The organism is Thioclava sp. GXIMD4215 (assembly GCF_045291555.1).
Taxonomy (GTDB): domain Bacteria; phylum Pseudomonadota; class Alphaproteobacteria; order Rhodobacterales; family Rhodobacteraceae; genus Thioclava; species Thioclava litoralis.
Genome location: NZ_CP149515.1, coordinates 1,420,037 through 1,441,334, shown reverse-complemented (window position 1 = coordinate 1,441,334; position 21,298 = coordinate 1,420,037). Strand labels below are relative to the sequence as shown.

22 protein-coding genes and 2 tRNA genes are annotated in these 21,298 nt (G+C 62.4%); 17 read left to right on the top strand and 7 right to left on the bottom strand.

What is annotated here, in order from left to right; translation table 11 throughout:
• Positions 1–19 precede the first annotated feature (19 nt).
• The 7 genes from WDB86_RS07170 to WDB86_RS07140 form a co-directional block, all read right to left on the bottom strand.
• Positions 20–2,665 carry a molybdopterin-dependent oxidoreductase gene (locus tag WDB86_RS07170; RefSeq protein WP_406737003.1) on the bottom strand — a complete coding sequence of 882 codons (2,646 nt, stop codon included), beginning with the start codon at positions 2,663–2,665 and terminating at the stop codon, positions 20–22.
• Positions 2,666–2,690: 25 nt separating this feature from the next.
• Entirely contained in the window at positions 2,691–3,929 is a 1,239-nt protein-coding gene (locus tag WDB86_RS07165; protein ID WP_406737002.1) for an NAD(P)/FAD-dependent oxidoreductase, read from the bottom strand.
• Positions 3,930–3,934: 5 nt separating this feature from the next.
• Complete coding sequence (locus WDB86_RS07160; RefSeq protein WP_406737001.1) at positions 3,935–5,608, bottom strand: ABC transporter ATP-binding protein; 1,674 nt, start codon at positions 5,606–5,608, stop codon at positions 3,935–3,937.
• A 5-nt stretch (positions 5,609–5,613) separates the two neighbouring features.
• A complete protein-coding gene (locus WDB86_RS07155; RefSeq protein ID WP_339109161.1) occupies positions 5,614–6,705 on the bottom strand; it encodes an ABC transporter permease in 1,092 nt (363 codons plus the stop codon).
• 83 nt (positions 6,706–6,788) lie between these two features.
• Complete coding sequence (locus tag WDB86_RS07150; RefSeq protein WP_406720346.1) at positions 6,789–8,156, bottom strand: CmpA/NrtA family ABC transporter substrate-binding protein; 1,368 nt, start codon at positions 8,154–8,156, stop codon at positions 6,789–6,791.
• A gap of 109 nt (positions 8,157–8,265) precedes the next feature.
• Positions 8,266–8,784, bottom strand: a complete 519-nt coding sequence (locus WDB86_RS07145; RefSeq protein WP_406737000.1) for a hypothetical protein — start codon at positions 8,782–8,784, stop codon at positions 8,266–8,268.
• A 223-nt stretch (positions 8,785–9,007) separates the two neighbouring features.
• Positions 9,008–9,082 (bottom strand) — tRNA-Thr (locus WDB86_RS07140).
• Between the two features lie 134 nt (positions 9,083–9,216).
• Between WDB86_RS07140 and WDB86_RS07135 the strand changes: the two genes are divergently transcribed.
• The 17 genes from WDB86_RS07135 to WDB86_RS07055 all read left to right on the top strand — a co-directional run bounded on the left by WDB86_RS07135 (position 9,217) and on the right by WDB86_RS07055 (position 21,255).
• Positions 9,217–9,423 (top strand): hypothetical protein, encoded by a 207-nt coding sequence (locus tag WDB86_RS07135; RefSeq protein ID WP_339109171.1) that lies wholly within the window; start codon positions 9,217–9,219, stop codon positions 9,421–9,423.
• Positions 9,423–10,691, top strand: a complete 1,269-nt coding sequence (murA, locus tag WDB86_RS07130) for a UDP-N-acetylglucosamine 1-carboxyvinyltransferase (protein ID WP_406720348.1) — start codon at positions 9,423–9,425, stop codon at positions 10,689–10,691. Before WDB86_RS07135 ends, murA begins: the two co-directional genes overlap by 1 nt.
• Before the next feature lie 114 nt (positions 10,692–10,805).
• Entirely contained in the window at positions 10,806–11,291 is a 486-nt protein-coding gene (locus WDB86_RS07125; protein WP_406720349.1) for a DUF2948 family protein, read from the top strand.
• 253 nt (positions 11,292–11,544) lie between these two features.
• Positions 11,545–12,363, top strand: a complete 819-nt coding sequence (locus WDB86_RS07120; protein WP_339109174.1) for an ArsR family transcriptional regulator — start codon at positions 11,545–11,547, stop codon at positions 12,361–12,363.
• A 1-nt stretch (position 12,364) separates the two neighbouring features.
• Entirely contained in the window at positions 12,365–13,363 is a 999-nt protein-coding gene (locus WDB86_RS07115) for an ArsJ-associated glyceraldehyde-3-phosphate dehydrogenase (RefSeq protein WP_406736999.1), read from the top strand.
• Positions 13,360–14,610, top strand: coding sequence for an organoarsenical effux MFS transporter ArsJ (arsJ, locus tag WDB86_RS07110; protein ID WP_406736998.1), 1,251 nt, complete (start codon positions 13,360–13,362; stop codon positions 14,608–14,610). The genes WDB86_RS07115 and arsJ overlap by 4 nt, the downstream gene beginning before the upstream one ends.
• A 56-nt stretch (positions 14,611–14,666) precedes the next feature.
• Complete coding sequence (hisD, locus tag WDB86_RS07105; RefSeq protein WP_406736997.1) at positions 14,667–15,968, top strand: histidinol dehydrogenase; 1,302 nt, start codon at positions 14,667–14,669, stop codon at positions 15,966–15,968.
• A 111-nt stretch (positions 15,969–16,079) separates the two neighbouring features.
• Positions 16,080–16,559: a UPF0262 family protein gene (locus WDB86_RS07100; RefSeq protein ID WP_339109178.1), complete on the top strand. Its 480-nt coding sequence runs from the start codon at positions 16,080–16,082 to the stop codon at positions 16,557–16,559.
• The gene (locus tag WDB86_RS07095; RefSeq protein WP_339109179.1) at positions 16,559–17,017 is read left to right on the top strand and encodes a low molecular weight phosphatase family protein; all 459 of its coding nucleotides are present in this window, start codon (positions 16,559–16,561) and stop codon (positions 17,015–17,017) included. Before WDB86_RS07100 ends, WDB86_RS07095 begins: the two co-directional genes overlap by 1 nt.
• A 21-nt stretch (positions 17,018–17,038) precedes the next feature.
• The gene (locus tag WDB86_RS07090) at positions 17,039–17,446 is read left to right on the top strand and encodes a ketosteroid isomerase-related protein (RefSeq protein ID WP_406736996.1); all 408 of its coding nucleotides are present in this window, start codon (positions 17,039–17,041) and stop codon (positions 17,444–17,446) included.
• On the top strand, positions 17,446–18,027 hold the full coding sequence (locus tag WDB86_RS07085) for a GNAT family N-acetyltransferase (RefSeq protein WP_406736995.1): 582 nt from the start codon (positions 17,446–17,448) through the stop codon (positions 18,025–18,027). Before WDB86_RS07090 ends, WDB86_RS07085 begins: the two co-directional genes overlap by 1 nt.
• Positions 18,024–18,935 (top strand): carbon-nitrogen hydrolase family protein, encoded by a 912-nt coding sequence (locus tag WDB86_RS07080; RefSeq protein WP_406736994.1) that lies wholly within the window; start codon positions 18,024–18,026, stop codon positions 18,933–18,935. The genes WDB86_RS07085 and WDB86_RS07080 overlap by 4 nt, the downstream gene beginning before the upstream one ends.
• Positions 18,936–19,022: 87 nt before the next feature.
• Entirely contained in the window at positions 19,023–19,241 is a 219-nt protein-coding gene (gene infA, locus WDB86_RS07075; protein ID WP_036636451.1) for a translation initiation factor IF-1, read from the top strand.
• 4 nt (positions 19,242–19,245) lie between these two features.
• Positions 19,246–19,821: a Maf family protein gene (locus WDB86_RS07070; protein ID WP_406736993.1), complete on the top strand. Its 576-nt coding sequence runs from the start codon at positions 19,246–19,248 to the stop codon at positions 19,819–19,821.
• Entirely contained in the window at positions 19,818–20,861 is a 1,044-nt protein-coding gene (locus WDB86_RS07065) for a ribonuclease E/G (protein ID WP_406736992.1), read from the top strand. Before WDB86_RS07070 ends, WDB86_RS07065 begins: the two co-directional genes overlap by 4 nt.
• Positions 20,858–21,037 (top strand): DNA gyrase inhibitor YacG, encoded by a 180-nt coding sequence (locus WDB86_RS07060; RefSeq protein ID WP_339109185.1) that lies wholly within the window; start codon positions 20,858–20,860, stop codon positions 21,035–21,037. Before WDB86_RS07065 ends, WDB86_RS07060 begins: the two co-directional genes overlap by 4 nt.
• Positions 21,038–21,179: 142 nt before the next feature.
• Positions 21,180–21,255, top strand: a tRNA-Phe gene (locus tag WDB86_RS07055).
• The last annotated feature ends 43 nt before the right edge of the window (positions 21,256–21,298 follow it).

Sequence of the window (21,298 nt, the reverse complement as noted above, 5' to 3'; positions counted from 1 at the left end):
GAGGTGAAAATCTGGTCGTTCAGGCCTTCAGCTTTGGCACCTCAGTTCGTGCCAGCAGCCCCGCCAGCTCGGACCGGCAAGACCCGCAGTTGGTGCCTGCCTGCAGCGCAGCCCCTATCGCATCGACGCTCATCAGCTTTTGCGACGTGATGGCACTGAGGATGGTGTTCATGCCGATGTTGAAACAGGCGCAGATGATCGGCCCCGGATCGGGGCGGTCTTCGGGGGCGCGTCCCGAAAGCGCCTGAGGGGCGGATTGGCCGGGCAGGGTGGTCAGATAGTCGCGCATCACGGCCACTGGCTCGCGCGAGACAAACAGCGCCGCCTGCAGCGTGCCATCGTGGTGGAAGGCCATACGGATCATGCCGCGCGCCTCGTCGCGCAGGATCTGCACGGGGCCATCGGGCAGGTCAAAGAGTGCACGGGCCCATGCCTCCCAATCCGCAGGGCGGCGCGATCCGGCCAGCTCGGCGCGGAAGCCCGCCTGCGTCGGCGCATAGGCCTGATAGTCGCAATCGGCCTGCATCGGCTTGGCCGAGATGGCAAACCCGTACCAATCAGCCTCGAAACGATCGGCCCGCACAACGGCGGCCTTGCTTTCGGGCTGGCCCGAGACGGGGTCAACGACCGGAGCCACCAGCGCATCCACGCGGGCCGAGGGCGCGGTCTCGCCCGTCCAATGGATCGGCGCAAAGACATCGCCCTTGCGGGTGGCCTCGGTGATCAGCGCACGGAAGATGCCCTGCCCCGTGGGCGAGGTCAGCCGCACCAGATCGGCGGATTTGATGCCCTTGGCGGCCGCATCCTCGGGGTGGATCTCGACGAAGGGCTCGCCCAGATGCGCCGAGAGCCGCGCGGTTTTGCCGGTGCGCGTCATCGTATGCCATTGGTCGCGGATACGGCCCGTGTTCAGCCGCAGGGGGTAGCGTTTCTCGGTTTTGGCGGCGGGCGGACGATAGGTCACCGCCAGAGCACGGGCGCGGCCATCGGGGGTAAAGAACTTGCCATCGGCAAAGAAGCGGCCCCCCTGACGGGTTGCGTTGACCGGCCAGCGGGTGGGGGAAAGCGCGTCATAATCGCTCAGCGACAGGCTCTCGAAGCCCGAAATATCGAAATCGCGGCCAAAGCGGGCGGCCACATGCGAGAGGGCGGCATATTCGCGGAAGATCTCGGCGGGGTGCTCGTAGTCAAAGGCGCGGGGCCAACCCATGCGGCGTCCCACCTCGGCAATCTGGCGCCAGTCTTCGCGCGCCTCGCCGGGGATCGGCAGGGCAGGGCGCTGCCGCGAGATCGTACGGTCGGAATTGGTGACCGTGCCGTTCTTCTCGCCCCAGCCAGCGGCGGGCAGCAGCACATGCGCCAGTCGCGCGGTATCGGTGGCGCGGGTCACATCCGACACCACCACAAAGTCACAGCCCTTCAGCGCCTCGGCCACGCGGTCGGCATCGGGCATCGAGACCACCGGATTGGTATGGATGATCCAGACCGCCTTGATCTTGCCCTCGCCGATGGCGCGGAACATATCCACAGCCTTCAGACCCGGTGCCACGGGCATCTCGGGCGCATCCCAGAAGCTGCGCACGGCAGAGCGGTGGTCGGCGTTTTCCAGATCCAGATGGCAGGCAAGCATATTGGCCAATCCGCCCACCTCGCGCCCGCCCATGGCATTGGGCTGGCCGGTGACGGAAAACGGACCACAGCCGGGCAGGCCGATGCGCCCCGTCGCCAGATGGCAGTTGAGGATCGCATTCACCTTATCGGCGCCCGAAGACGACTGGTTCACGCCTTGGCTGAAGATGGTGACCACCTTCTGCGTGCCGATCCACAGATCATGGAAGTGGGCGATATCTTCCGAGCTGAGGCCGGTGACCGCAGGATCATCCATCTCGGCATTGCCAAAGGCCTCTTCCAGCCCCGCGACATTGGGCGCAAAGACAGGGTCCACAGCATTGCGCCGCGCGATCTCGGCCAGAAGCGAGTTGAACAGCGCCACATCCGTGCCGGGTTTCAGCGCGAGATGCAGCTCGGCCTGATCGCAGCTGGCCGTCCGGCGCGGGTCGATCACGATGATCTTCATCTCGGGGCGTGCGGCTTTGGCAGCCATGATGCGCTGGTAGAGCACCGGATGGCACCATGCGAGGTTCGACCCCGTCAGCACGATCAGATCGGCCTCTTCCAGATCCTCATAGGTGCCGGGCACGGTATCGGTGCCGAAGGCTCGCTTGTGGCCTGCCACGGTAGATGCCATGCAAAGCCTTGAATTCGTGTCGATATTGGCGGTGCCGATAAAGCCTTTCGCCAGTTTGTTGACCAGATAGTAATCCTCGGTCAAAAGCTGCCCCGAGACATAGAAGGCCACCGAATCCGGCCCATGTTCGGCGATGGTCTCTTTGAAACGGCTGGCCACCAGATCCAGCGCCTGATCCCAATCGGCTGGGCGGCCATGGATCTCGGGGGCAAGCAGGCGGCCCTCAAGCCCCACGGTTTCACCCAAGGCGGACCCTTTGGAACACAGCCGCCCCTTATTGGCGGGGTGATCGGGGTCGCCCTTCACCTCTAGCCCATGGGCGGTATTGCGCAAAAGCACCCCGCAGCCCACGCCACAATAGGCGCAGGTCGAGCGGGTCCAAGGGGCGTCATTCAGGGCCAGATTGGTGTCTTTCATGACCTTGATCCTTCTCCAAGGGGGCTTAACCGGCGAGAGAGCACCGGCTTGGCTGGGCTGCGGCATTGGCCGAGGCAGGCCCGAAGATCAGCGCCTCGCGCAGATCGGAAATATCGGCGCCATCACGGATCAGCCCGTAATAGAAACCGCCATGTTCGGTATCGCCATAGATCACCGCGCCCACCAGCTTCTGGTCTGCGATGACTAAGCGCTTGTAGATGCCATCTTCCGGCGCGCTCAGCAGGATTTCCTCGCGGTCCGGCCCTTCGGCAAAACAGCCCGCCGAGAAAAGATCGCAGCCGGTGACCTTCAGCTTGGTCGAGGTCTCTTTCGGGATATAGCTCTGGTCCGCTCCGGTCAGATTGGCGGCCAGCACCTCGGCCTGATCGTAAAGGGGGGCAACCAGCCCGAAGAGAGCGCCGTTCAGCTCAACACATTCGCCAAGCGCGAAGATCGACGGATCGGAGGTGCGCAGATGGTCGTCCACCGTGATGCCGCGCCCGACCGCAAGCCCCGCCGCTTGCGCCAGCGTGGTCGAGGGGCGGATACCTACCGCCATCACCAGCAGGTCGCAGGGCAGGGTGGAGCCATCTTTCAAACGCAGCCCCGCCACATGGCCATCGGGGCCTGCGACAATCGCTTCTGACGCCGTGCTGCAACGGATCTTCAGCCCGCGCGCTTCCAAGGTGCGCGCCAGCATCGCGCCCGCCTCGGCGTCAAGCTGGCGGTTCATCAGGTGGCTTTCCAGATGGACCACGGTCACATCCATACCGCGTGCGGCCATGCCAGCGGCGGCCTCAAGCCCCAAGACGCCGCCGCCCAGCACCACAGCGCGGGTGCCTTGCTGCTGGCCGATCATCACCTGCGTATCATCCCAGTCGCGCCATGAAATGACGCCGGGCAGATCATGGCCGGGCATGGGGATCACGAAGGGGTTGGAGCCCGTGGCGATCACCAGCTTGTCATAGGCCACGGGGCCGTTTTCGCCATGCACAACCTTGGCCGCACGGTCGATAGAGGCCACGCGCTCGCCAAAGCGGGTGGTAATGCCGTGACGGGTGTACCATTCGGCATCATGGGTCACGATCTGCTCGTAGGTTTTCTCGCCCGCCAGAACGGGCGACAGCATCAGCCGGTTGTAGTTCCCGCGGTTTTCCGCGTTGAACAGGGTGATCTCGAAGGCATCGGGGGCGGTTTTCACCAGATGCTCCAGCATCCGCCCCGAAGCCATTCCCGCACCGATGACGACCAGACGCGTCTTCATGGCCCTTACTCCGCCGCGATCTTTGCGGGGCGTTTGGGCTTTGCGCCATGCTCGTATTCCTCAAGGAAATCGAGCACTTCCTGACGGTAGTGATAGTAATCGGGGTGGTCGAGCAGCGCCTTGCGGGTGCGCGGGCGCGGCAGTTTCACATCGGTGATCTTGCCGATGGTCGCCTGCGGGCCATTGGTCATCATCACCACGCGGTCGGCCAGAAGGATCGCCTCGTCCACATCATGGGTCACGCAGATCGCGGTGACCTTGGTGCGCGACCAGACCTCCATCAGAACCTCCTGCAGCTCCCAGCGGGTGAGGCTGTCAAGCATGCCAAAGGGTTCATCCAGCAGCAGAAGTTTCGGCGACAGAGCGAAGGCGCGGGCAATCCCCACACGCTGCTTCATACCGTTCGACATATCGGCGGCGGATTTATCCATCGCATCGGCAAGGCCCACGCGTTCAAGGTAATATTCCACCACATCCTGACGCTCGGCGCGGCTGGCATTGGGGTAGACCTTATCCACACCAATCGCCACGTTTTCCTTGGCGGTCAGCCACGGGAAGAGGTTGGGTGACTGGAACACCACCGCACGCTCGGGGTCGGCCCCTTCGACGTGGATACCGTCGAGCTTGATCGCCCCTTTCGAGATGCCGTTCAGACCCGCGCACATCGTCAGCACGGTGGATTTGCCGCAACCCGAATGGCCGATCAGGCTGATGAATTCGCCCTTCTGCACATCAAGGTTGAAGTCTTCCACAACGGTCAGCGGGCCCTTTGGCGTGGGGTAAATCTTATGCAGCTGCGAGAACTGCAGGTATTTCTCGTCATTCAGGCTGCGGCCCGCGTCTTCATAGGCTTTGGGCAGCGCATGGATCGGGGTGACATTGGGCAGCGAACGCGACCCTTCGGCGGCGGCCTCGATGCCCGCATCCATCAGGTATTTCGTCACCTCGGCGCGCAGGGCGTGGAAGCCCGCGTCATGGTTCATGGCCGAGCGGTCACGCGGGCGGGGGATCGCCACGCGGAATTCCTGACCCAAGGTGCCATCGGGGTTGAGCGCGATGATACGGTCGGCCAGAAGGATCGCCTCATCCACGTCATTGGTGATCAGCACGCAGGTCTTCTTGTCGGCATCCCAGATCGCTTCGATCTCATCGGCCAGATTGGCGCGGGTCAGCGCATCCAGCGCCGAAAGCGGCTCGTCCAGCAGCAGCACCTCGGGGTTCATCGCCAGCGCACGCGCCACATTAACCCGCTGGCGCATACCGCCCGACAGCTCCGCAGGGCGGCGGGTCTTGGCGTGGGCTAGCCCCACCATCTTGATGAAGTGATCCACCTTGGCCTGTTTCTCGGGTTTGGACAGCTGGGGGAAAACCGCATCCACCGCCAGCATCACATTGCCATCCACCGTCAGCCACGGCATCAGCGAGTAGTTCTGGAAGATCACGCCACGCTCGGGGCCGGGGCCGGTGATTTTCTGGCCGCGAAAGGTGACCTCGCCGCGCGAGGGCGTATCCAGCCCCGCCATCAGGTTGATCAGCGTCGTCTTGCCGGTGCCGGAGAAGCCCAAGAGCACGAGGAACTCGCCCTCCTCGACACTCAGATTGATGTTGCGCAGGACATGGGTGGCATTGGTGCCATCGCCGTGGCTTTTCGAGACGTTCTTGAAGTCAATGATACCCATAGAGATCACCGGTTGTTCGAGAAGGTGAAGAGCGATTGCAGGGCGAACATCACACGGTCAAGCAGGAAGCCGATGATGCCGATGGTCAGCACGGCTACGATGATGCGCGCCAGCGATTGCGAGGAGCCGTTCTGGAACTCGTCCCAGACGAATTTGCCAAGACCGGGGTTCTGGGCCAGCATCTCGGCGGCGATCAGCACCATCCAGCCCACACCAAGCGACAGACGCAGGCCGGTGAAGATCAGCGGCAGGGCCGAGGGCAGAACCAGTTTGGTGATCTTGGTATAGGTGTTCATTTTCAGCACCTTGGAAACCGAGATCAGGTCTTTGTCGATCGAGGCCACACCAAGGGCGGTGTTGATGAGGGTGGGCCAGAGCGAACACAGTGTCACGGTGATGGCCGACACAAGGAAGGATTTGGCAAACAGCCCGTCATTGGTGGCATAAAGCGCCGAGACAACCATGGTCACAATCGGCAGCCATGCCAGCGGCGAGACCGGTTTGAAGATCTGCACCAGCGGGTTGATGGCCGCGTTGGCATAGGGCGAGAGGCCTGCAAAGATGCCAAGCGGAATGGCGATGACCGACCCGATCAGGAAGCCGAAGAAGACGGTTTTGATCGAGGTCCAGATCTGGTCGTAATAGGACGGCGCGCCGGTATAGGGGATGTCCTTGACCTGATCGGCCTTGCCGGCGGCGATCAGCTTCTCGTTGCGGGCGGCAACACGCTCGTTGTGCTGGTGCTCTTTGGCCGCCTTGGCGAGGGCATCGTTATTCAGCGATACGGCCTCATCCCAGACGGCGACGGGGCCGGGGATTGCGCCAAGCGAGGTCTGCACCTTGGGCGCAAGCGTGCCCCAAGCCACAAGGAAGGCCACGATGGCCAGAACCGGCACACCCAGAAGCTTCCAGATTTCGCGCCCTTGGGTGCGGGGATTGTCGCCCGCCATGATCTTCAGGATCGGGGTGATCCATGCCAGACCCAGCACCTTGAACCAGCCATCGGCGCGGTTGATGCGGGTGAACGCGCGGGCGCGGCGTTCTTCGCGGGCTTTGCTATCATTTGTCTCAAGCGATTGCGGGTCGATGGCGGTCATGATCGGATCCTTTGGGGCGATATGGCGTCTGGATGCCGGAGGAATGGGGGGAGGTCCGGCGGGCGTGCCGCCGGACGGTGCGCTTAGCCTTTGACTTCGGCGCCTTCGACGGTCTGCGCGTCTTTCAGGCCGATGGGCAGGCTGTCGATATAGGCGTTGGGGTGTTTGCCGTCATAGCCGATCCCGTCGATCACATCGGCTGCGGGGGTCGGGGCTTTGTAGCCATCGCTATCCCACGGGAAGTCGGCCTCGTTCGCCTTGCCTTCCTCGACCAGCATCCGCGCGGCTTTGAGGTAGATCTCGGGCTTGTAGACCGATTTCGCCACTTCGTCATACCAGCTGTCGGGCTTGGCTTCGGGGATCTGGCCCCAGCGGCGCATCTGCGTCAGATACCACACCGCATCCGAATAGAAGGGGTAGGTCGCGTTGTGACGGAAGAAGGTGTTGAAATCCGGCACGTCGCGCTTGTCGCCTTTTTCATACTCGAAGGTGCCGGTCATCGAATTGGCGATCACTTCCGCATCGGCGCCGACATATTCGGGGCGCGACAGGATCTCCACCGCCTCGGGACGGTTGGCGTTGTCGTTCTCATCCAGCCAGATGGCGGCGCGGATCAGCGCTTTGGTGATGGCCAGCGTGGTATTGGGGTTCTGGTCGATGAAGTCTGCGGTCAGGCCGAAGACTTTCTCGGGGTTGTTCTTCCAGATCTCGTAATCGGTCACCACCGGCACGCCGATGCCTTTGAACACGGCCTGCTGGTTCCACGGCTCGCCCACGCAATAGCCCATGATGGTGCCTGCCTCGAGGGTTGCGGGCATTTGCGGCGGAGGGGTCACCGACAGGAAGACATCCGCATCAATCTGGCCCTTCACATCTTCGGGCGAATAGTAACCGGGGTTCAGACCACCCGCCGCCAGCCAGTAGCGCAGCTCGTAGTTATGGGTCGAGACGGGGAAAACCATGCCCATATTGAAGGGCTTACCTTCGGATTTAAAGCGGTCGACCACCGGCTTCAGCGCTTCGGCCGAGATCGGGTGCTTGATCTTACCATCCGCATCGGTTTCCAGATTGGCCTTCATCTCTTCCCAGACCTCGTTCGAAACGGTGATGCCGTTGCCATTGAGGTCCATCGAGAAGGGGGTGACGATATGCGCCTTTGTGCCATAGCCGATGGTCGCCGCCAGCGGCTGGCCTGCCAGCATATGCGCGCCATCCAGCGTGCCCGAGATCACGCCATCCAGCAGCACTTTCCAGTTGGCCTGCGCCTCAAGGGTCACAAACAGGCCCTCATCGTCGAAATAGCCTTTTTCATAGGCCACGGCCAGCGGCGCCATATCGGTCAGCTTGATGAAGCCGAAGGTCAGCTGGTCCTTCTCGAGATCCAGCATCTCGGCGAAGGTCGGGCTGGCCAGAAGCGTGCTGGCTGCGAGGCCAAGGAGAAGTTTCTTCATGTCACGTCCTTTGCGGGCTGCCATGCAGCAAAGTCGAAAAACAAAAAAAGCCGCCGATGATCGGGCCTCGTTAGGTCCAATACATCGAGCGGCTTTGCTCATTCCCCGATCATCGGGGAGAAATTCCGTGTCGCGGCACCGTTGCCAAGCGACAAGACCTTCTTGCCAGAAAACCGGCGATTCGTGGGATTTCTTTCAGTTTCGCGCTGCAAAATGCTGCGTTACCCGTCTTGCGAGAGCATTTTGAGCGTGTGGGGCGGGCCCATGTGTAAAAAAGCGGCGAAATGCGAAGCGATCCGCCGGAGAAAGTGGATAAAATGCGTAGGGCAAGCTTCTCTTTCGCGGCAAGAGAGATCAGTAAGGGGCCGCTATTGAGCGTCTGGCTGATGGGTTTGTGGTTTTGTTGAAGATTTTTGTAATGGCGGTCGGGGTGATGGCAGCCCTGTCCGGTGCGGGTCGGGCGCAGGAGGCGGCGGTTCCCGCGCTTTCCTCTCCGGCGCAAAGCTTTCTGGAGCGCCTGCACGCGCTCGACGGCCCGAGGGCGGCAGTCTATGCGGGCTGCTGCAAGACCTGCCATAAGGGGAAAGCCTGCGGAAATAGCTGCATCAGCCGCAGCAAGCAGTGTCATAAAGGCGTAGGTTGCGCCTGCGATGGCTAAAGCGGCTGCGGGTACCCCCGCCGGTATGGCGGCGGATAAACGCAGCCGCTGAATTCCCGCGCGCCCTTTTTATTGCCGGACAGGCAGGTGCTTTGCTGAAAGCGTCGCGTGCTAACGTCTGGCCTCAAGATCCAGCTTAAACATAAGGAACCTAGCTTGAGCGAGAGGTTGTTATATGTTTTCGGTGATTAAGTGGTGCTGCCGGAGAGATTTGAACTCTCGACCTCTCCCTTACCAAGGGAGTGCTCTACCCCTGAGCTACGGCAGCATCCTGTGTCGGTGGCGGTGCTTTTCAGTGCCGCCCTTCGACCGTGAGCGGGGATTTAGAGGAGGTCGCCGACGGGTGCAAGAGAAAAAATGACATCTCTCGACAGATTTTTCTCCTGACGCTACAGAAGGCGCATGGCACAGGATCCGAAGAACCCCAAGAACGGGTCGAAAGACCCCAAATCGGCGCGAGAAGATCGTTTGCGCGCGGCCTTGCGTGCGAATCTTTCCCGCCGTAAGGCGCAGGCACGCGGTCGTAAGGCCGAGCAGATAGAAACAGATAGGGATGGTGCAGCCTCTCACGGCACGCCGCCACACGAGCAGAACGAAAAGGACAGCTGATGGACCGCATTATCGTGCGCGGCAACGGGCCGCTTTCGGGGCAGATCCCAATTGCGGGCGCGAAAAACGCCTGTCTGGCGCTGATGCCGGCCACGCTTCTGTCGGAGGAACCGCTGACGCTGACCAATGCGCCGCGTCTGTCTGACATCCGCACCATGACCGATCTTCTGGCCAGCCTCGGGGCCGAGGTCACCCAGTTGCAGGAGGGCAAGGTGCTGGCCTCGGCCTGTCATGGCGAGATCAATCCGGTGGCCGATTATGACATCGTGCGCAAGATGCGGGCCTCGAACCTCGTGCTGGGGCCGCTTCTGGCGCGTCTGGGCCATGCGGTCGTCTCGCTGCCGGGGGGCTGTGCCATCGGTGCGCGCCCGATGGATATCCATATCGATGCGTTGACAGCGCTCGGCGCCGAGATCGAGCTGAAGGAAGGCTATCTGCATGCCAAGGTTGCCGGTGGCCGCCTGAAAGGCGCTGTGCACGAGATGCGCTTTGCCTCTGTGGGGGCCACCGAGAACTTCCTGATGGCGGCGGCTCTGGCCAAAGGCACCTCGGTGCTGAAGAATGCCGCGCGCGAACCCGAGATCGTCGATCTGGCGGATTGTCTGCGGGCGATGGGCGCGCAGATTTCGGGCGATGGCACGTCGACCATCGAAATTCAGGGTGTGGACCGTCTGCATGGCGCGACCCATCCCGTTGTGGCCGACCGGATCGAGCTGGGCACCTATATGCTGGCCCCTGCGATCTGTGGCGGCGAGGTTGAATGTCTGGGCGGCAAGATCGCGCTGGTCGAATCCTTCTGCGAGAAGCTCGATGCGGCGGGCATTCATGTCGAAGAGACCAGAGACGGGATTAAGGTCAAGCGTCGCGGGGATGTGGTGAATGCGGTGGATGTGGTCACCGAACCCTATCCGGGCTTCCCGACCGACCTGCAGGCGCAGATGATGGCACTTTTGTGTACCGCCGAGGGGACTTCGGTTCTGGAAGAGAAGATCTTCGAGAACCGCTTCATGCATGCGCCCGAACTGGTGCGGATGGGCGCCAATATCGAGGTGCATGGCGGGCATGCCACCGTGCATGGCGTCAAGAAGCTGAAGGGGGCGCCGGTGATGGCGACCGACCTGCGGGCCTCGGTGTCGCTGATTTTGGCGGGTCTTGCCGCCGAGGGCGAGACCATCGTCAACCGCGTCTATCACCTTGACCGTGGCTATGAACGTCTGGTGCGCAAGCTGAAGGCCGTCGGTGCCGATATCGAGCGCGTGTCCGAATAGGCACCGATCCGGAAGGGGGATAGACCTTCTGGCCGGACTTTCTGGACAGACTTTCTGGACGGGCAGGCCTGCCCGTCTATCTTTGCGGCAGCAGATCAATGGACGGAGGCGACTATGGCGGATGCAAGATTCGAGGACGGGGCGGAACGCGCCTTGGCTTTGCGGGCGGAGACGGCCGAAGACCTGCCGGTGATTTCCGCGCTGGTGCAGGATTGTGTCTTGCCGGTGACCGAGATCCGCTATGATCGCGCCCGTCGCCAACTGGCGCTGCTGGTCAATCGTTTCCGCTGGGAAGATCGTGCCGCCGCCGAAGCCGAAGGGCGCGCCTATGAGCGGGTGCAATCGCTTCTGGTGGTGTCCGAAGTGCTGGCCGTGCGTTCGCAAGGGGTGGACCGGGCCGAGAAAGATCTGGTGCTCTCGATCCTCGATCTGGTCTGGACCCCTGCGGAGGATGGCGCGGGCGAGCTGGTGCTGACCTTGGCAGGGGATGGCGCGATTGCGGTTTCTGTCGAGGCATTGGCCGTGGATTTGCGCGATGTGACCAAGCCTTACAAGGCTGTCTCGGGCAAGGTGCCGCAGCACCGTGACGATGGCATGTAAGGGCTGTTCGGCAGTCGGGGATCTGCGGGCGGGGAGCTTCGGGGGATGTCACGTTGGCTGTGCATCTGACGGGCGGCATTTGACTGCGTAAACGGCATTATAGCGCGCTCGCGCTGGCCTTTACCATCGCGCGGCTCTTCGGGAGGACGATCAAAGATCCTTTCCCGCCACAGTAGGAGCGTCCGGGCCGTCTTCCTGCGTCGTTACAAAAGTTTCACTGGTTGCAGGCCCATATTTCGCATATCCACGAAATATGGAAAAAGAGATTGCAGAAATTCTGGCCGTTTTGGGCCACCCGCAGCGGCTTGCGGTGTTCCGGCTTCTGACGCGCCGCTATCCCGATCAGTTGCCCGCAGGCGAGATCGGGCAGATCCTCGGGCTGCGGCCCAGCACGCTTTCGGCCTATCTTGCCGCGCTGATGCAGACGGGGCTTTTGGCGAAAGAGCGGGTGGGGACGTCGCTTCTTTACCGCATCGAGATGGAGGTCGTGCAGACCACTTTCGGATTTCTGCTGGATGACTGCTGTCGCGGGCGGGTGTCGGACTGTCTGTCTTTGGCCCCCCGCAAGCCTGCGCGCCGGTATCGGGTGCTGTTTGTCTGCACCGGCAATTCCGCGCGCTCGATCTTTGCCGAAGCCCTGTTGCGCGAGCTGGGGGCAGATCGTTTCGAGGTGCATTCTGCGGGCACCCATCCCGGAAGTATGATCAACCCGCAGACGGTGACGCTGTTGCAGCAGCAATGCCATGATGTGGGCGGGCTGTTTTCCAAGGATCTCGGCTCCTTGGCCGATGAGCCGCCTTTCGATTTTGTGTTTACGGTCTGTGATCTGGCCGCCAACGAGGATTGCCCGGCCTTGCCCGGACGGCCTGTCAGCGGCCATTGGGGCGTGCCTGATCCGGTGGCGCGGGCCGCGCAGGCACGCAGCCCCGCCGAGGCGGCCTTGGCCTTCCGCGAGGCTTACGGAGCTTTGCGCCGCCGGATCGAGGCGTTTATCGCGCTGCCTCTCGAAAGTCTGGATCGCCTCGCCGTGCAGCGCGCCGTGGACGATATTGCCCGAAGGGAGGGACATTAGAATGGTACGCTATGCGCTGAATGGTCTGGGCCGGATGGGAAAGCTGGCGCTGCGCCCGCTTCTGGATGCGGGGGCCGAGATTGCATGGATCAATGACGCGATCGGTACGCCCGAGCTTCACGCCCACCTGCTGGAATTCGATAGCGTGCATGGGCGCTGGGATTCGCTGTTTGCGCATGATGCGACATCGGTCAGCATCGACGGGGTGCGCCTGCCTTTCGTGGGCACCGCTGCGCTGGCCGATCTGCCGCTGGAGGGTGTGGATGTGGTGATCGACTGCACCGGCAAATTCAAGACCGAGGCCGATCTGGCGCCCTATTTCGCAGCGGGGGTGAAGAAGGTGGTGGTCTCGGCACCGGTGAAGGACGGGCCGACGGCGAATATCGTTTATGGCGTGAATAACGACAGCTATGACCCAGCCCGCCATCATATCGTGACGGCGGCCAGCTGCACGACCAACTGTCTGGCACCGGTGGTGAAGGTGATCCATGAGGGGCTGGGCATCAAGCATGGCTCGATCACCACGCTGCATAATGTCACCAACACCCAGACCCTCGTGGACCGCCCCGCCAAAGACCTGCGGCGCGCGCGCTCGGCGCTGAATTCGCTGATCCCCACGACAACCGGCTCGGCCACGGCGATCACGCTGATCTACCCCGAGCTGAAGGGCCGTCTGAACGGTCATGCGGTGCGGGTGCCCCTGCTGAACGGGTCACTGACAGATTGCGTCTTCGAGGTTGAACGCGCGACCTCTGCCGAAGAGGTCAACGCCTTGTTCAAGGCGGCCTCGGAAGGGGTGTTGAAGGGCATTCTGGGCTATGAAACGCGGCCTCTGGTGTCGGCCGATTACGTCAATGATGTGCGTTCGTCGATCATTGATGCGCCCTCGACGATGGTCATCAATGGCACGCAGGTAAAGATCTATGCGTGGTATGATAACGAATATGGCTATGCCCATCGTCTGGTGGATGTGGCTTTGATGGTCGGGCAGTCGCTGTGACCTCTGGCGGGCAGAAGCCCGAGGGGCTTTCGGCCTATATCGCGGTCACGGCGGCCTATTGGGCATTTATGCTCAGCGATGGCGCGCTGAGGATGCTGGTGCTCTTGCATTTCCACAGCCTCGGGTTTTCGCCTGTGCAGCTGGCCTATCTGTTCCTCCTCTATGAGGTGGCGGGCATGGTCACCAATCTTTGCGCGGGCTGGATTGCGGCGCGCTTCGGGCTGGCCTCTACGCTTTACGCGGGTCTGGGGCTGCAGGTGGCGGCGCTTATGGCGCTGGCGGGGCTGGACCCTGCATGGGGGGTGACGGCCTCGGTTCTCTATGTGATGGCGGTGCAGGGCGCCTCGGGGGTGGCCAAGGATCTGGCGAAGATGTCGTCGAAATCGGCGGTGAAGCTCTTGGCCCCTTCCGCGCAGGATGGGCTGTTTGCCTGGGTCGCGGTGCTGACGGGGTCCAAGAACGCGGTGAAGGGCTTTGGCTTTCTGCTGGGCGCGGGGCTTCTGGCGCTGGTGGGCTTTACGGGGTCGATCCTTGCCATGGCGCTTGTGCTGGCGGTAATCCTGATGGCCATCGTGATCGCCATGCCGAAGGGGCTGCCGCAGGGGCGCAAGGGGGCGAAATTCTCCGAGGTCTTCTCGAAGTCGGCCAATGTGAACCGGCTTTCGGCGGCGCGGGTGTTTCTGTTTGGCGCGCGGGATGTCTGGTTTGTGGTGGGCATCCCGATCTATTTCACCGCGATCCTGTCGGATGGCACCGAGGCGGGCGACCGTGCGGCCTTCTTCCTGATCGGCAGCTTCATGGCGGGGTGGATCATCCTTTACGGGCTGGTGCAGGGCTTTGCCCCAAAGATCCTGCGCGCCAAGACCCGCGCGCCAGAGGCGCTGGTGGCGGATGCGAAGCTTTGGGCTTGGGGGTTATGCGTGATCCCCGCGGGTCTGACCATTGCCGCGCTGGGCTTGGGCGGGCAGGGGCTGACCGTGGCGCTGGTCATCGGGTTGCTGGTCTTTGGCGCGGTCTTTGCGGTGAATTCCTCGCTGCATTCCTATCTGATCCTCGCCTTCACCAAATCCGAGCGCGTCACCATGGATGTGGGGTTTTACTATATGGCCAATGCGGGCGGGCGCCTTCTGGGGACGCTGGCCTCGGGGCTGAGCTATCAGCTGGGAGGGCTGCCCCTGATGCTGGGGGTGGCTACGGTGATGGTGGGGCTGTCGGCGCTTATGGCGGGGCGCCTATCCGCGCAGTAGTGCTTGCCCATGCCTGCCTGCTGGACTATTTCCGTGGCGACCTCAAGGAGACTCCCATGCCGCATTTCCTGACCACGCTTGCTGCCGATTTCGAGACCCGTTTCACCGCGCTATTGGGCATGAAGCGCGAGGATAGCCCCGATGTGGATGCGGCCGTCGGCCAGATCATCGCGGATGTGCGGGCGCGGGGCGACGCCGCCGTGCTGGAGCTGACCGCGAAATTCGACCGGCTGGAGCTGACGCCCGAGACCATGCGTTTTTCTGACGCCGAGATCGAGGCCGAGATCGCCCGCGTGCCGGTGCCTGAGCGTGAGGCGCTGGAACTGGCCGCCGAGCGTATCCGCATCTATCACGCCCGCCAGATGCCGCCCAATGCGATGTGGGAAGAGGAAAGCGGCGCGAAACTGGGCTGGCGCTTCACGCCTGTGACGGCTGCGGGTCTTTATGTGCCGGGCGGTCTGGCGAGCTACCCGTCTTCGGTGTTGATGAATGCGATCCCCGCCAAGGTGGCAGGCGTCGGTCGTCTGGTGGTGGTCTGCCCCACGCCCGACGGCAAGGTGAACCCGCTTGTTCTGCTGGCAGCCCGGATTGCGGGCGTGGACGAGATCTACCGTATCGGCGGTGCGCAGGCGGTGGCGGCTTTGGCCTATGGCACGGAGACCATTCGCCCTGTGGATAAGATCACCGGTCCGGGCAATGCCTTTGTGGCGGCCGCCAAGCGTCGGGTCTTTGGCAAGGTGGGCATCGATATGATCGCCGGTCCCTCGGAGATCCTCGTGATTGCCGATGGGCAGAATGACCCCGATTGGATCGCGCTCGACCTGCTGTCGCAGGCCGAACATGATGCTTCGGCGCAATCGATCCTGATCACCCCTGATGAGGGTTTCGCCAATAAGGTCGTCGAGGCCGTGGAAAAACGCCTTGAGACGCTGGAACGCCGCGAGATCGCGGGGGCAAGCTGGCGTGACTTTGGCGCGGTGATCCTCACCCGCGATCTGGCCGAGGCGGCAGAGCTGTCAAACCGCGTGGCGCCCGAGCACCTTGAGCTTTGCGTGGCCGAGCCCGAGGCTCTGGCGCAAGAGATCACCCATGCGGGCGCGATCTTCATGGGTGCCTGGACGCCCGAGGCGATTGGCGATTACATCGGCGGGCCGAACCATGTTCTGCCGACGGCGCGTTCGGCGCGTTTCTCTTCGGGGCTGTCGGTGTTCGATTTCGTCAAACGCACCACGCTGTCGATGATGACGCCCGAGGCGCTGCGTCAGATCGGGCCGGGGGCCGAGGTGCTGGCGAAATCCGAAAGCCTTGAAGCGCATGGTCTTTCGGTCCGCGCGCGTCTGGATGCGCTGAATAAATAACCCGATCGTCGCAATCGTGCCCGCCTCTGTCGCGGGACGCGGTTGCGCGTGGCCATTACTCGGTCTAGCCTTTCCTAAAGCCGCGTCGCCGGCCACAGGGAGAGAAGAGTAATGGCCCATATTGCCAAGTTGGAAGTCGATGATTCCGGTCTGCCCGCGCCGAGCGCGGAGATCGAGCAGGAACGTCGTGTGGCCATTTTCGACCTTCTTGAAGACAATAGCTTCACCCTGCCGGGGAAAGGCGATCTGGCCGCGCCGGAAGGGCCGTTCAACCTGCTGCTGTCGGTGCGCGACGGGCGGCTGGTCTTTGATACCCGCAGCGAGAGCGATGATCCGCTGGCCGAGTTCCACCTGTCTTTCGGCCCCTTCCGGCAGGTGATCAAGGATTACTTCCAGATCTGCGAAAGCTATTTCGAGGCTGTGAAAACCATGCCGCCCAGCCAGATCGAGGCGATCGATATGGCGCGGCGCGGCATCCATAACGAGGGCGCGCGGATCCTTGAGGAACGTCTGGAAGGCAAGGCCGAGCTGGATCTTGATACCGCCCGGCGGCTGTTCACCCTTGTTTGTGTCCTATCGCCGGTGAAATAATGTCAGGCTTGCCGCAATCGGTGCTGTTTTGTTGTGACTACAATGCCACGCGCTCTCCGATGGCCGAGGGGATGATGAAGCGCTTCTATGGCCCTGGCGTGTATGTGCAATCGGCAGGCGTCAAATCGGAACTGGATATCGACGGGTTCACGATTGCCGTCATGCATGAGGTGGGCGTGGATCTGGAACGCCACCGCGTGCGCAGCTTCGAGGATATGCAGGAATGGGGCGATGATATCTCGACCTTCGATCTGATCGTCGCCTTGTCACCCGCCAGCCAGCGTCAGGCGCTGGAGCTGACCCGCTTCTATCATCTGGATATCGAATATTGGCCGATCATGGACCCCACGGGCATCGGCGAGGGGCGCGAGGCCAAGCTGGCCGCCTATCGCCAGACCCGCGACCAGATCCGCGACCGGATGGTGTCGCGCTTCGGGCCACCCACCCATAATGAATAACAAAACCAGCAGGATGGAACCATGTCACGCCTTGAGGCTCTTGAGACCCTGAAGACCTATTACGATGCTTTCAACGCCGGAGATACCGCAGCGATGGAGGCGCTTCTGGCCGATGATTTCGAACATCATGTGAATGAGGGCAATATCCGCCGTGGGGCCGAGGCCTTCCGCGAATTCAATGCCCATATGACGCAGTGCTACCGCGAGACGCTGACTGATCTCTGCGTGATGGCGAATGAGGCGGGCACGCGGGCTGCGGCGGAATTTATCGTCAACGGCACCTATCTGAAGACGGATGAAGGCCTGCCAGAGGCGCGCGGCCAAAGCTATCGCCTGCCTGCGGGCACCTTCTTTGACCTCAAGGATGGCAAGATCGCGCGGGTGACCACCTATTACAACCTCTCGGATTGGATCAAGCAGGTCTCCTGATGGAGGTGCGTGTGCTTACGGGGGCGGCGCTGGATGCCGCCTTGGACGATGTGGCGGCGCTGCGCATCCGCGTGTTCCGCGACTGGCCCTATATCTATGACGGCTCGCTGGAGTACGAGCGGCGCTATCTGGAACGCTACCGTTCCTCCGATGGCGCGGTCGTGGTTGGCGCTTTTGACGGCGCGCGTCTTGTGGGGGCGGCCACCGGCACGCCGCTGGAAGACCATGCCGCAGATTTCGCGGCCCCCTTTGGCCGCACCGGTCTGGCGCTGGGGGATGTGTTCTATTGTGCGGAATCGGTTCTTCTGCCGGACTATCGCGGGCAGGGTTTGGGCCATGCCTTCTTTGAGGCCCGTGAAACACATGCACGGGCGCTCGGGCGCAGCCACAGCGTCTTCTGCGCGGTAATCCGCGAGGGTCACCATCCTTTGAAGCCCGCGGCCTATCGCCCGCTGGACGGGTTCTGGCATAAACGGGGCTATCAGCCGCTGGAGGGGGTGATCGCCGGTTTCCGCTGGACGGATCTGGGCGAGACCGCTGAAACGGTGAAATATCTGCAATTCTGGGGGCGTGCCCTATGACACTCCATATCGCTACCGCTGCCTATCCGCTGGACTGGCATGACAGTTGGGACGCCTATGAGGCCAAAGTGACGGGCTGGGTCGAAGCGGCCGTGGCCGAGGGGGCCCAGCTTCTGGTCTTTCCCGAATATGGCGCGATGGAGCTGGCGTCACTGGGCGGGGCCGAGGCTGCGCGCGACTTGGAGGCCGCACTGCAGGTTGTGGCGCGTTATCGCCCTGAAATGGAGACGCTGTTTATCGATCTGGCCTTCCGGCATCGCGTGCATATCCTTGTGCCCTCGGGGCCGGTAATCGAAAACCATACAGGGGCCGATATCCGCACCAACCGCGCGACCCTTGTGGGGCCTGCCGGTCTGATCGGTCATCAGGACAAGGCGGTGATGACGCGCTTTGAACGCGAGGACTGGCAGATTGGCGCGGGCGAGGGGCTGCAGGTCTTTGACACCGCCCTCGGGCGCATCGGCATCACCATCTGCTACGATAGCGAATTTCCCCTGCTGGCGCGGGCGCTGTGCGAGAAGGGCGCCGAGATCCTTCTTGTGCCGTCCTGCACCGATACGGTGGCGGGCTATTCGCGGGTGCGGATCGGGGCGCAGGCGCGGGCGCTGGAAAACCAATGTGTCACAGTGCAATCGCCCACCGTGGGAGATGTCGATTGGTGTCCTGCGGTCGATACGAACCGCGGGGCTGCGGGGGTCTTCGGCCCGCCCGATACCGGCTGGCCGGAAACGGGGGTGCTGGCCGAAGGCGGGCTTGATTCTCCGGGCTGGGTCCATGCGCAGGTCGATCTGGATCGGGTGCGGCAATCGCGCCATGATGGCGGGGTTTTGCTGTTTCAGCACTGGCCCGAAAGCGCCGATCAGGCCGAAACGGTCGCGATTGTGCGTGAAACTGCCCCCCAGCCTTGACATTAAGCTTGAATTTTAAAGCGGGCGGGCGCATTTAAGCGCCACGATGGCGCGTTTCAAGCGCCTTTACGCAATTATGGAGTGACCATGGCCAAGGAAGAAATGCTCGAATTCCCCGGCGTCGTGAAGGAACTCCTGCCAAATGCGACGTTTCGGGTCGAGCTTGAGAACGGCCATGAAATCATCGCACATATGGCAGGGAAGATGCGCAAAAACCGCATCCGCGTTCTCGCCGGCGACAAAGTTCAAGTCGAAATGAACACCTACGACCTTTCGAAAGGTCGCATCAACTACCGCTTCAAGTAAGCCCATGAAACTGATCCTAGGCTCCGCGAGCCCGAGGCGACGCGAGCTACTGGACCAGCTAGGTCTGGTGCCCGACGCCGTGCGGGCACCCGATATCGACGAGACCCCCCGCAAGAATGAACGCCCCCGCGACTATGTCGCGCGGATGGCCCGCGAGAAGGCAATGGCGCTGGATCTTGCGGCCGATGAGGTCATTCTTTGTGCCGATACCACCGTCACCTGTGGCCGCCGCATCTTGGGCAAACCCGAAGATGCCGCCGAGGCCGCCGAATTCCTCTTTATGCTGTCAGGCCGCCGTCACCATGTGCTGACGGCTGTGGCCGTGCGTGGGGCCTTTGGCATCCGTGAACGTCTGGTCGATACGGTGGTGAAATTCCGCCCGCTGTCGAATGAGGATGTGAACGCCTATCTTGCCTCGGGCGAATGGCAGGGCAAGGCGGGTGGCTATGCCATCCAAGGCTTGGGCGGGGCCTTCATCCCGTGGATCCAAGGGTCTTACACCGGCGTCGTGGGACTTCCCCTCGCCGAGACCGCAATCCTACTGACATCGGCGGGCGTGACCGCCAAGGAGGCCGTATGAAGGGGCGTACTATCGTTCTGGGCAGCTACAAAGAACGCGAGGCCGCCGCTTTGATGGTGGATGGTCAACTGGAAGATTTCCTGATTGATGCCTCCGAAGTGCAGCCGCTTGCGCCGGGTGCGATCCTGCGCGGCAAGGTGGGCCGCCAGATGAAGGGGCAGGGCGGGGTTTTCGTGGACCTGCCCGAAGGTCAGCGCGGCTTCCTGCGCGAGGTCAAGGGCCTTGCGCCCGGTCAGACTGTCATCTGCATGGTCACTGGCGGCACCGAGGCGGGCAAGGCCGTTCCGGTCTCGCTGCGGGTGCTGTTCAAATCGCGCTATTGTATCGTGACGCCCGGTGCGCCCGGCATCAATATCTCGCGCCGTATCCGCGACGAGGACACCCGCGATGGTCTGAAGTCGCTGGCGGATGTGGTGATGGACGGCTCGGATATGGGGTTGATCCTGCGCTCTGCCGCGCCGCTGGCCGAGGAGGGCGAGCTGGCCGAGGATATCAACGCGATGCGCGAGCTGGCCGAGGCGGTGATGGCGGATCTCTCGGGCGAGCCGGAGCTGCTGGTCGATGTGCCGGACCCGCATGAGGAGGCATGGCGCGACTGGGCCGAGCCGGAACCCGAAGAGGTGATCGAGGGCGATTTCGAGGAGCACGGGGTGCTCGAGCAGCTCGACGCGCTTCTGCGCGCGCGGGTCGAGTTGCCGGGTGGCGCGCATATGATGATCGAGCCGACGCGCGCGCTGATCGCCGTGGATGTGAATACCGGCAATGACACCTCGCCTGCGGCCAGCCTGAAGGCCAATATCGCCGCCGCGCGCGAGCTGCCGCGTCAGCTGCGTCTGCGGGGCTTGGGTGGGCAGATCGTTGTCGATTTCGCGCCGATGCCCAAACGTGACCGCCAGCCGCTGGAGCAGCAGATGAAGACCGCCTTCAAGGGCGAGGCCGAGGCGTCGCTTGCGGGCTGGACGCCCTTGGGCAATTACGAGCTGCAACGCAAACGCGATCGCGTCTCGCTGGAGGCGCTGGTCGGGAAGGGGGCAGCATGAGCTGCCCCGTCTGCGGCAAGAAAGCCGATGCCAAATACCGGCCCTTCTGTTCCAGACGCTGCGCCGATGTGGATCTGGCGAAGTGGCTTAACGGGTCCTATGTGATTCCGGGCGATATTGCCGAGGAAGAAGAGCGCGCACCGGAGGAATGGGCCCCCGATCAGAAACCCCACTGATCTGAAAATACTGGAGAATTCGGAATTTTGAGGGGGGCTGGAAGGAAATTTGAAAAAACTTCAAATTCCCTCTGGACACCACCCCCGAGCTTCTCTAAATACCGCCCTACCGAAGCAGAGGGCAGCGCCCGAAGCTGAAAGTGCCCGGATAGCTCAGTTGGTAGAGCAGCGGATTGAAAATCCGCGTGTCGGTGGTTCGAATCCGCCTCCGGGCACCACTTTTTCACCCTAAAATTGTTGGTTTTTTCCTGTTTCAAGGCC

Excerpts from the sequence above, each read along its gene's own strand:
- WDB86_RS07115 (WP_406736999.1), top strand. The coding sequence starts at position 12,365 with ATGGTACGCTATGCGCTGAATGGTCTGGGCCGGATGGGAAAGCTGGCG.
- hisD (WP_406736997.1), top strand. The coding sequence starts at position 14,667 with ATGCCGCATTTCCTGACCACGCTTGCTGCCGATTTCGAGACCCGTTTC.
- WDB86_RS07170 (WP_406737003.1), bottom strand. The coding sequence starts at position 2,665 with ATGAAAGACACCAATCTGGCCCTGAATGACGCCCCTTGGACCCGCTCG.
- WDB86_RS07085 (WP_406736995.1), top strand. The coding sequence starts at position 17,446 with ATGGAGGTGCGTGTGCTTACGGGGGCGGCGCTGGATGCCGCCTTGGAC.
- WDB86_RS07090 (WP_406736996.1), top strand. The coding sequence starts at position 17,039 with ATGTCACGCCTTGAGGCTCTTGAGACCCTGAAGACCTATTACGATGCT.
- WDB86_RS07155 (WP_339109161.1), bottom strand. The coding sequence starts at position 6,705 with ATGACCGCCATCGACCCGCAATCGCTTGAGACAAATGATAGCAAAGCC.
- WDB86_RS07065 (WP_406736992.1), top strand. The coding sequence starts at position 19,818 with ATGAAGGGGCGTACTATCGTTCTGGGCAGCTACAAAGAACGCGAGGCC.
- murA (WP_406720348.1), top strand. The coding sequence starts at position 9,423 with ATGGACCGCATTATCGTGCGCGGCAACGGGCCGCTTTCGGGGCAGATC.
- WDB86_RS07095 (WP_339109179.1), top strand. The coding sequence starts at position 16,559 with ATGTCAGGCTTGCCGCAATCGGTGCTGTTTTGTTGTGACTACAATGCC.
- WDB86_RS07060 (WP_339109185.1), top strand. The coding sequence starts at position 20,858 with ATGAGCTGCCCCGTCTGCGGCAAGAAAGCCGATGCCAAATACCGGCCC.
- WDB86_RS07135 (WP_339109171.1), top strand. The coding sequence starts at position 9,217 with ATGGCACAGGATCCGAAGAACCCCAAGAACGGGTCGAAAGACCCCAAA.
- WDB86_RS07165 (WP_406737002.1), bottom strand. The coding sequence starts at position 3,929 with ATGAAGACGCGTCTGGTCGTCATCGGTGCGGGAATGGCTTCGGGGCGG.
- WDB86_RS07145 (WP_406737000.1), bottom strand. The coding sequence starts at position 8,784 with ATGACACTGCTTGCTGCGGCTGATGCAGCTATTTCCGCAGGCTTTCCC.
- WDB86_RS07100 (WP_339109178.1), top strand. The coding sequence starts at position 16,080 with ATGGCCCATATTGCCAAGTTGGAAGTCGATGATTCCGGTCTGCCCGCG.
- WDB86_RS07070 (WP_406736993.1), top strand. The coding sequence starts at position 19,246 with ATGAAACTGATCCTAGGCTCCGCGAGCCCGAGGCGACGCGAGCTACTG.
- WDB86_RS07160 (WP_406737001.1), bottom strand. The coding sequence starts at position 5,608 with ATGGGTATCATTGACTTCAAGAACGTCTCGAAAAGCCACGGCGATGGC.
- WDB86_RS07080 (WP_406736994.1), top strand. The coding sequence starts at position 18,024 with ATGACACTCCATATCGCTACCGCTGCCTATCCGCTGGACTGGCATGAC.
- infA (WP_036636451.1), top strand. The coding sequence starts at position 19,023 with ATGGCCAAGGAAGAAATGCTCGAATTCCCCGGCGTCGTGAAGGAACTC.
- WDB86_RS07120 (WP_339109174.1), top strand. The coding sequence starts at position 11,545 with ATGGAAAAAGAGATTGCAGAAATTCTGGCCGTTTTGGGCCACCCGCAG.
- WDB86_RS07150 (WP_406720346.1), bottom strand. The coding sequence starts at position 8,156 with ATGAAGAAACTTCTCCTTGGCCTCGCAGCCAGCACGCTTCTGGCCAGC.
- WDB86_RS07125 (WP_406720349.1), top strand. The coding sequence starts at position 10,806 with ATGGCGGATGCAAGATTCGAGGACGGGGCGGAACGCGCCTTGGCTTTG.